Source organism: Candidatus Nanopelagicales bacterium (genome assembly GCA_018003655.1).
In the GTDB taxonomy this organism is placed as follows: Bacteria; Actinomycetota; Actinomycetes; order S36-B12; family UBA10799; genus JAGNDY01.
This window is the reverse complement of the sequence record JAGNDY010000079.1, coordinates 1-7894: the sequence shown is the minus strand read 5'-3', so window position 1 is coordinate 7894 and position 7894 is coordinate 1. Positions and strand designations below refer to the sequence as shown.

Below are 7894 nucleotides of genomic sequence, written 5' to 3'. Positions count from 1 at the left end.
GTTCGACAACATGATGTTCGGCTCTTGGTACTTCACCGCGAACATCAACCGGTCGAACGCAGACCCGACCGGCACTCCGCCGGTGCCGTCATAGGTGTTGTTGCGTTGGCCGTTCGTAGCGGTGTCGTCGGGGTAGTCGAGTTCGCGTGGATCAGTCCCTTGCGGCCCGCCAACGATCGAATAGGGCGGTGAATCCTCGCCCCAGTACACCCGCGGCTGCTCAATCTTCAGCGCACCCTTCGGCGGAATCTCGGCCTCGAAGAACACCGGCGTTCCGTTCGGCTGCTTCGCGTTGTCATAAGCCCCGACAAACCCATAACCGTGGGTGTAAACGAGGTGATCGTTGGCCCAGTTGCGCTGGCTGGCGGAGATGCCATCGAGGTTGACGTCACGAACGGACACGACAGCGCCGCGCTGCTTACCGTCGATCTGGTACCGATCGATGTCCAAAGCATCAGGGAAGGAGTAGAAGCTACGGATCTGCTGCAACGCCCGGAACGTCGGGGGAACCACGGTTGGATCGACCAATCGGACGTTGTCCAATGTGCCTACCTGCTTTTGCAGGGTGCCCTTGTTGGGTTCATTGCTCGCGTTGTACTCAGACACTTGGACGTCGTTGAGCCCATATGCGGTGCGGGTCGCGTTGATGTTGTTTTGGATTGACGGCGCTTCTTTGGTCAGCTCGCTGGGTCGCACTTGGAACTGCTGCACGATCGCCGGGTAGATGCCGCCAATAACCAGGGCCGAGACGACAAGCAGGCCGAGCCCGGCGCCGGCGACCTGCCACGAGCGGCGGAACGCGTTGACGAAGAACAGAATCGCGCAGATCACGGCAATTCCGGTGAGGATCGATTTTGCCGGCAGCAGCGCGTTGATATCGCGGTACTTCAACCCGGTGAAACCCTGCACGAGGCTCTCGCTCTTGAGCGTCAGGCCAAACCGATCAAGCCAGTAGGAGGCAGCTTTCAGCAGGCAAAAGATCCCCAGCAGAATCGAGAGTTGGGTCTGAGCCGCGTTGCTGACCCGCGGTCCGGGGGGCTGTAGCCGAAGCCCGCCGTAGACGTACTGCACGACCGCCGAGGCGAGCAGCGCGAGCAGCGTGAGGGCGAACAGGAAGCCGACAATGAACCGAAGCCAGGGGTAGGTGAACATGTAGAACCCGATGTCCATCCCGAACTGGGCATCGGTCTGGCCGAACGGCACCTGGTTTCGCCACATCATCCAGGTGCGCCATTCCGACGAGGCAGCAATTCCGGCGAGCAGGCCCATCACGATCGGGATGATGATCGCCAACGGTTTGCGCAGCGGCTCCAGACTGGCGCGGTAACGCTCAAGGCTCAGTTGCTCGGGTGTGCGCACCCGGCGGGTCGGGCGGGTGCGATACGCCACCACCATCGCCGCGCCGATGCCGAGCGCCATCACAACCCCGAAGGCGAAGAACAGCCCGACCCTGGTCCACAGCTGGGTGGTGAACACCGCCGAGTTCTTCATCGCCTTGAACCACAGGAAGTCGGTGTAGAACCCCGTGAAAATGACAAGGAGCAGGAACAACACCACCATGACGACCAGGGTCGGGATCAGAATCCGCCCACGGCGGCGCGGAGTCTCTTCCGATGCCGGTTCGGGCTGGCCTGCGGCAGGCGTCGCGTAGCTCACGCAGCCACCTTACGAGAGGATGTCCCCATGAGTGCGGATGGCTCGACTTTGCAACGGTTAACCACGGCAGTTCTGGACCTAGAGGTCTACGTCAGTGAGGACGGTTGGGATCAACCGATCCGACTGTTCGCGCTGGCACGCCTCGGCGATCTGGTGGAGCGCGAACCCGCATTGGCCAACGCCATGGGCCTGGATTCCGGTCTTGCTCCCCCGGACGAGTTGATTCCCGTCGAACAGGAATGGTCAGCTGGCGAGGAGGCCCTCGATGACGCGCTCGGGCAGTTGGCGTGGCCGGACCAGGTCGTCGGCGTCGCGCTCACGTTGGAACGGCTCCTGCTGCCGCCCTCGGCCGAGGCCGAACTCGACGACAACGCCGAGATGGCCGAGCTCATCGAACAGGCGATGGGTCACCCGGACCGTCGCGAAGTCCGACTGGCGGTGGCGGTGCTGCGCGACGGTTCGCAGATGTGCGCGATCCGACTGCGCGAGAAGGACTCCGACGACGAGGTGCTCACGGGTCGCGACCTAGTCCCCGGACTGACCGAAGCTCTCGCCGCGACCTTCACTGACTAGCCCGCGCTACGTGCGGGGCGAGCTGGACGCAGCCGCGCTAGCAGCAGCTAGCCACACCGAGGTAGGTCGGAGACTCCGGCACGCCAACGGTCAATAACGGACACGGCCTCGTCCAACGTTGACACCCGCGCGACGTTCAGCCCCGCCAGGTCGACTGCGTTCACCTGCGCGCAGTTCTGTGCTGGTGCCAGAAACAGTTCGGTGCCGTGCCTACGCGCGGCCGCCAGCTTCTGTTCAATCCCACCGATCGGACCCACTTCACCGTCGGCGTTGATCGTTCCGGTTCCAGCAATGCTGCGGCCACCGCTGAGGTCTGCCGGGGTCAATTTGTCGATAATCCCCAGGCTGAACATCATTCCCGCGCTTGGGCCACCAACATCCTGCAGCCCAAAGTCGATCGTGAACGGTGCCTTGTAATCAGCCCCCACCTGGATGCCCACGTAGGAGCGGTTGGGGTCCCGCGGAGACTCACCCGTGACGACTTGGACCTCCGTCGGGGTACTGCCGCGGACGACGTCAAAGGTCACCGTTGACCCCGGCGGGTTCTTACCCACCAGCGCGGGCACATCGGCGATCTTGGTGACCTTCTTGCCATTGACAGCAGTGATGACGTCGCCGACCTCCAACTTGCCCTGGGCAGGCCCGTCTTCAATAACCAGCCCGACAACGATCTTGGTAGCGACCGGGATGTCCAGGTGCTTCAGTGCCGCAGCAGTCGCTGACGACTGGGAGGTGGTGAAGTCGAGGCTGTTCTCCTCGCGCGCAGTCGCCGCCGTGGTACCAGGCGGATAGAGCGCATCGACTGGGACGACGCGATCGTCGGAGTCGAGCCAGCCCACCAACGCCTCCGGCAGCGTCAACCCACCGAATGGGCCACCGCGCTCATTGACCGTGACCAAGTCGAGTTCCCCGGTCGTCGGGTAGCTGCGCGTTCCCGAGATCTTGATCAGGTCGACTCCACTGGCGTTCCCGACGGTGTTGTACATCGGCCCCGGCGAGAGCCGCACGAACGGAACGGGGATGAGGGCCACCACGATGAGAATCACGACGATCGACGCGGCACCCAGGTACGACACCAGTCGCAGCCTTCGCAGCCGCGCTAGACCCTCGGTGAGTCCGTCCTGGGCGGCGAGTCGTTCACTGTCCGGACTCTGCTGAGCGTCAGCCATCCCGCTGCACCCGATCGGTCGGCGGGGTGTTCGGGCCAGCCTCATCACTGGGCTCATGTGCCTGGTGCGCATCGGTGATGTCGACCGAGGTGGGCATCGGTTTGGTTAACGCGTGCCGCATCCGTTCGAGTTCACGGTCGCTCAACTCGGCGCTACCTCGGGCATCCTCTTGGCGCACCTTGCGCGAGACCCAGAAGATGGCGACGACGGTCGCGATCAATGGTGGCAACCACCACAGCAACGGGCTCACCGGCCAAGAGTAAGCGCCGCGGTCGCCAGATTGTTTCGCAACGGGCGTAGTGGCGCAGGGTCGCCGCCTGCCGGATCGCGGGCTAGCGTGTTCATCAGTGCGGTCATCTGCGCATCACCACTGTGCGCACCGACACTGTGCCTAGGAGGCTCCACGAGCATGAGCGGCGACATCCCCTTCGGCTTCGGGCAACCGCGCGACCCGGATGACAACAACGCGAACAACCCGTTTGGCGCGGGCGGCGGCGACTTCGACATGGCCAGCCTCGGAGCCGCACTGCAACAGCTCGGGTCGATGCTCCAGTCCGGCGGCCGCGCCTCGGATGGTCCCGTCAACTGGGACCTCGCGACTGACACCGCCCGGCAGGCAATCTCCGCAGCTGGCGATCCTGCGGTCGGTGAAGCAGCTGGGCGGGCCGCAGAGGACGCCGTCGGGCTGGCCGACGTGTGGCTCGATCCCGCAACGACGTTCCCATCGACCGGCGCAGCCCCAAAGGTGTGGAGCCGCAGCGAATGGCTCGCGGCCACCACGCCCGCCTGGAAGAGCATCGTTGCCCCGATCGCCGAACAACTCCAGTCCACGATGTCGACGATGATGCCCGGCACCGAAGCCGGTGGCATGGGCCTCGGGGACGCAGCTGGCCTTCCCGAGGGACTTCCACCGGAGTTGGCCGCGATGGCGGCACCGCTGATGGGGATGGCCAAGGCTCTTGGCGCGGCCGTCTTCGGCAGCCAGGTCGGACAGGGTCTGGCCGCGCTGGCGGGCGAGGTCGTCAGCAGTTCCGACGTCGGAATTCCGCTGACCACCGATGGCCGCGCCGCGTTGCTGCCGGAGAACATCAAGGCGTTCAGCGAGGGCCTGGATCTGTCCGATGCCGACGTCATGGTGTTCATCGCGTTGCGTGAATCCGCCCACCAGCGACTGTTCTCCCATGTGCCGTGGCTGCGTAGCCGAATCGAGGCTGCCCTGACCGCCTACGCCAGCGGGGTGCGGGTGGACAGCGACCGGATTGAATCTGCCCTGCAAGGCGTGGACGTGCAGAACCCAGAGGCGCTGCAAGAGGCGCTGAGTTCCGGGGTGTTTGAGCAGGAAGACACCGCAGAACAGAAGGCAGCTCTGGCCCGACTTGAGACGTTGCTCGCCTTGATCGAGGGCTGGGTCGATGACGTGGTCGACGCTGCGGTCGCCGACCGTCTCCCCTCCCACGGCCGGCTGCGAGAGACCCTCCGGCGACGACGCGCCACGGGTGGTCCGGCCGAGAAGACCTTCGCGACGCTGGTGGGTCTTGAGCTTCGACCCCGGCGGCTGCGCGAGGCTGCGGCGTTGTGGAGCCAACTGCGCGAGGAGGGCGGCGTGGAAGCGCGCGACGCCCTGTGGGGTCACCCGGATCTGCTTCCCACCGCTGAGGATCTTGATGACGTCCCTGGCTTCATCGAAAGGTCAGCAACCGAGGCAATCGACACCTCTGGGCTCGACGCCAGCGACGGCAACGACCACGAAGACGGCGACGAGAGTCGGGATCGCTAACCGTGAACGAACGCCAGTCGCGCGCGATAGTCCGGCGCTGACATGTCGGACGAACCAAAGAGCGACGATCCGACCGGCGACACGGCGCGGGGCGATGACTCTCGCCGCAAGGGGCTGCTCGTCCTGCTCGACGAGTACCAGTCCACGGACCCACAGCAGCGCGAATTGCGCGAGCAGTACCGGCAATTCGTCGCTGACCGGCCCGATGCGCTGAGCCGCACCTGCTCGCCGGGACACATCACCGCCAGCGCCATTGTGATCAGCCATGACGGGATTCATGTGCTGCTGGGTTTCCATCGCAAGGGTCAGTTCTGGGGCCAACTCGGTGGCCACATCGAACCCGACGACGATTCAGTGGAAGCGGCAGCCGCCCGCGAGGTCGGCGAGGAATCGGGGTTGGCGCAGTTCACCACCCTGCCCGGTATTGCCCGGCTGGATCGTCACCCGCTGAACGATTCGTTCGACTGCGGGCAGTTCCATTGGGACGTGCAGTTCGCGTTCCTGGCCGATCCGCAAGCACCGTTCGCGGCATCGGAGGAGTCCGAGGACCTGCAATGGTTCCCGATCAATCGCACGCCAGATGTGGACGACGCGACTTTTCAACTGGTCCGCGCAGCCGTCGCCATGCGACCGCAGCCGTCGGCGTAGCGTTCAGAAATGGCCATCCGACCCGCCCGAATCCCGGGCCTGCCCGACGGGGTAGAAGTCCGTCGCTCAGATCGCCGGCGCCGCAGCGTGGCGGCATTTCGCGAGGGTGGCATCACCGTCGTCGTCGTGCCCGCGCGAATGTCGGTGACGGAGGCCGCCAAGCACGCCACTGCCTTGCACGCGCGGCTGCTCAGAAAGTCAGCAAAGGCAGCAGTCTCTGACGAGGATCTGGCCAAGCGGGCCGCGACACTGTCCAAGCGTTATCTGCCGACCTCGCCTGTCCCGACGAGCATCCGCTGGAGTACAACGCAGAATCGTCGGTGGGGGTCGTGCACGTCAGCTGACGGCACGATTCGGTTGTCCCATCGCCTCCGGGATATGCCCGCCTACGTCATCGATTACGTGCTCCTGCACGAGTTGACCCACCTGCTTGAGGCCAACCACGGACCGGAGTTCAACCGGTTGCTCGACGCCTACCCAGACCGTGCGCGGGCATGCGCGTTCCTCGATGGCGTGGAGTTCGCCAACGGCAACGAGTGACTCCAGGTCACCCAAGGGCAAGACACGCCGGGAATTGCTCCACTTTTCTTTCGTACACACCCGGTGGATAAGCGTTTCCGCAGGTCAGCAGCGACTTAGTGGTCGCGCGTCAACACCCTTTCCCCAAGCAATCACAGGACGTTCCACAGGGCGTAAGCGGAGCGTCCCCAGGTCGTCCCCAGTGCTGTCCACAGGGGTCATCAACAATGTGGCCGCAGCGATTGCGCAGTCGCCCGTTGGGTACCTAACGTCATACCTGAACGAAGCCCCCGACATCAACGGCCACAGCGCAAGGGGAAGGCGCGACTGGTCAGAGATGCGGGGGCTTCGTCTCATGTGGCGGGTCATCTGCAACAGCCGCTCGCCAGGCCGTGCGGACGGAATTTCCGCTGGGACTGGCTACGTACAGATCTATTTGCCGACGAAGCGCGGCGGGCGTTTCTCTCGCGCAGCGACCAAACCCTCTTGCAGGTCCTCGGTGGCCAGCGTGATCGGCTGGGCCAACGCCTCCCACTCAACACAGGCATCGAGTGTGGCCGGACCACCATCGCGCAGCGCGACTTTGGTCAGCTTGGTCGCGATGGGTGCGTTCTGCGCCACCTGCGACCCGATCGCGATCACGGCCTCGGTGAAGCCCTCATCGGGCAGCACTTCGGTGACCACCCCGAGCTCCAGCATCCTCGCGGAGTCGATGATCCGGCCGGTGTAGAGCAGGTCCCGGGCCGCCGCGAGACCGACGACCTCGGGCAAGAGGTAGGTCGTGGCCATTCCCGGGTGCATCCCGAGTTTGAGAAACGGCACCCCGAACTTGGCCGACTGCGCCCCGATGCGCACGTCGGCTCCGAGGGCGAAGCACGCCCCAGCGCCAATCGCCGCGCCATTGACGCCGACGATCACCGGCACCGGAATGTCTCGCACTGCCAGCCAGGTTCGGTAGAAGGGAATCATCCGAGATCGCAGCTCGTCGACGCTCTTGTGTGGCTCCGAGCCGATCCAACTCGTGTCACCACCAGAGCAGAAGGCACGACCTGCGCCGACAAGCACGACGGCCCGCAGCTCGTCGTCACCGATCAGCAAAGGCACGAGTCGGGCGAATGCCTGGGTCATCTTCGCCGACATCGCGTTACGCATGTCCGGGTTCGCTAACGTCACGACGACGAGTCCGGGTTCGGGTCGAGAGACCGTCAGGTGGTCCTCGGCCTCGGTGAACTCCGCGGGGACAAGTGGGGGCATTGGTGGGGTCATGGTCATGCGGGGCAGGTTAGCGCCGTAAGGTGACCACGCTGCCGAGAGGTAGCCCGCCACGGCCGAGCCGGCGTGACGGTACTGACAATCATCCGCCGCGATAACTGCGGCGGCCACTTACTGGAGGACACATGGCGGAACTTGAGACTTACTCGGGCGAGGCGTACTGCGTGAAGTGCAAAGAGAAGCGGGAATTCACCGGCGAGGTTCACGAGACCAACGGCCGTCGCATGGCCAAGGGCAAGTGCCCGGTGTGCAACACCACCGTGACTCGCATCCTCGGCAA

At 64.6% G+C, this 7894-nt stretch carries 8 protein-coding genes; 4 read left to right on the top strand and 4 right to left on the bottom strand.

The genetic code is table 11. From position 1 onward, the window contains the following. The coding region (locus KAZ48_09510; GenBank protein MBP7973025.1) for a UPF0182 family protein at positions 1-1656 on the bottom strand (1656 nt) is incomplete at its 3' end. A 27-nt stretch (positions 1657-1683) separates the two neighbouring features. Here KAZ48_09510 and KAZ48_09505 point away from each other — a divergent pair. Then, a complete protein-coding gene (locus KAZ48_09505) occupies positions 1684-2229 on the top strand; it encodes a hypothetical protein (GenBank protein ID MBP7973024.1) in 546 nt (181 codons plus the stop codon). 47 nt (positions 2230-2276) lie between these two features. Here the strand turns inward: KAZ48_09505 and KAZ48_09500 are convergent, their stop codons facing one another. Then, positions 2277-3398 (bottom strand): PDZ domain-containing protein, encoded by a 1122-nt coding sequence (locus tag KAZ48_09500; protein MBP7973023.1) that lies wholly within the window; start codon positions 3396-3398, stop codon positions 2277-2279. Further along, a complete protein-coding gene (locus KAZ48_09495; GenBank protein ID MBP7973022.1) occupies positions 3391-3648 on the bottom strand; it encodes a hypothetical protein in 258 nt (85 codons plus the stop codon). The genes KAZ48_09500 and KAZ48_09495 overlap by 8 nt, the downstream gene beginning before the upstream one ends. A 159-nt stretch (positions 3649-3807) precedes the next feature. On the opposite strand from KAZ48_09495, the gene KAZ48_09490 reads away from it, so the two are divergent. Genes KAZ48_09490 through KAZ48_09480 form a run of 3 tightly spaced genes read left to right on the top strand, consistent with a single transcriptional unit; the run spans position 3808 to position 6363 of the window. Next, on the top strand, positions 3808-5175 hold the full coding sequence (locus KAZ48_09490) for a zinc-dependent metalloprotease (GenBank protein ID MBP7973021.1): 1368 nt from the start codon (positions 3808-3810) through the stop codon (positions 5173-5175). Positions 5176-5217: 42 nt separating this feature from the next. Further along, the gene (locus tag KAZ48_09485) at positions 5218-5823 is read left to right on the top strand and encodes an NUDIX domain-containing protein (protein MBP7973020.1); all 606 of its coding nucleotides are present in this window, start codon (positions 5218-5220) and stop codon (positions 5821-5823) included. Positions 5824-5832: 9 nt separating this feature from the next. After that, complete coding sequence (locus tag KAZ48_09480; protein MBP7973019.1) at positions 5833-6363, top strand: DUF45 domain-containing protein; 531 nt, start codon at positions 5833-5835, stop codon at positions 6361-6363. A gap of 411 nt (positions 6364-6774) precedes the next feature. Here KAZ48_09480 and KAZ48_09475 read toward each other — a convergent pair whose 3' ends face one another. Continuing rightward, the gene (locus KAZ48_09475) at positions 6775-7614 is read right to left on the bottom strand and encodes an enoyl-CoA hydratase/isomerase family protein (protein MBP7973018.1); all 840 of its coding nucleotides are present in this window, start codon (positions 7612-7614) and stop codon (positions 6775-6777) included. Between the last annotated feature and the right edge of the window lie 280 nt (positions 7615-7894).

Bases quoted from the DNA above. Each gene is read 5' to 3' on its own strand.
- KAZ48_09475 (MBP7973018.1), bottom strand. From the start codon at position 7,614: ATGACCATGACCCCACCAATGCCCCCACTTGTCCCCGCGGAGTTCACC.
- KAZ48_09485 (MBP7973020.1), top strand. From the start codon at position 5,218: ATGTCGGACGAACCAAAGAGCGACGATCCGACCGGCGACACGGCGCGG.
- KAZ48_09490 (MBP7973021.1), top strand. From the start codon at position 3,808: ATGAGCGGCGACATCCCCTTCGGCTTCGGGCAACCGCGCGACCCGGAT.
- KAZ48_09500 (MBP7973023.1), bottom strand. From the start codon at position 3,398: ATGGCTGACGCTCAGCAGAGTCCGGACAGTGAACGACTCGCCGCCCAG.
- KAZ48_09505 (MBP7973024.1), top strand. From the start codon at position 1,684: ATGAGTGCGGATGGCTCGACTTTGCAACGGTTAACCACGGCAGTTCTG.
- KAZ48_09480 (MBP7973019.1), top strand. From the start codon at position 5,833: ATGGCCATCCGACCCGCCCGAATCCCGGGCCTGCCCGACGGGGTAGAA.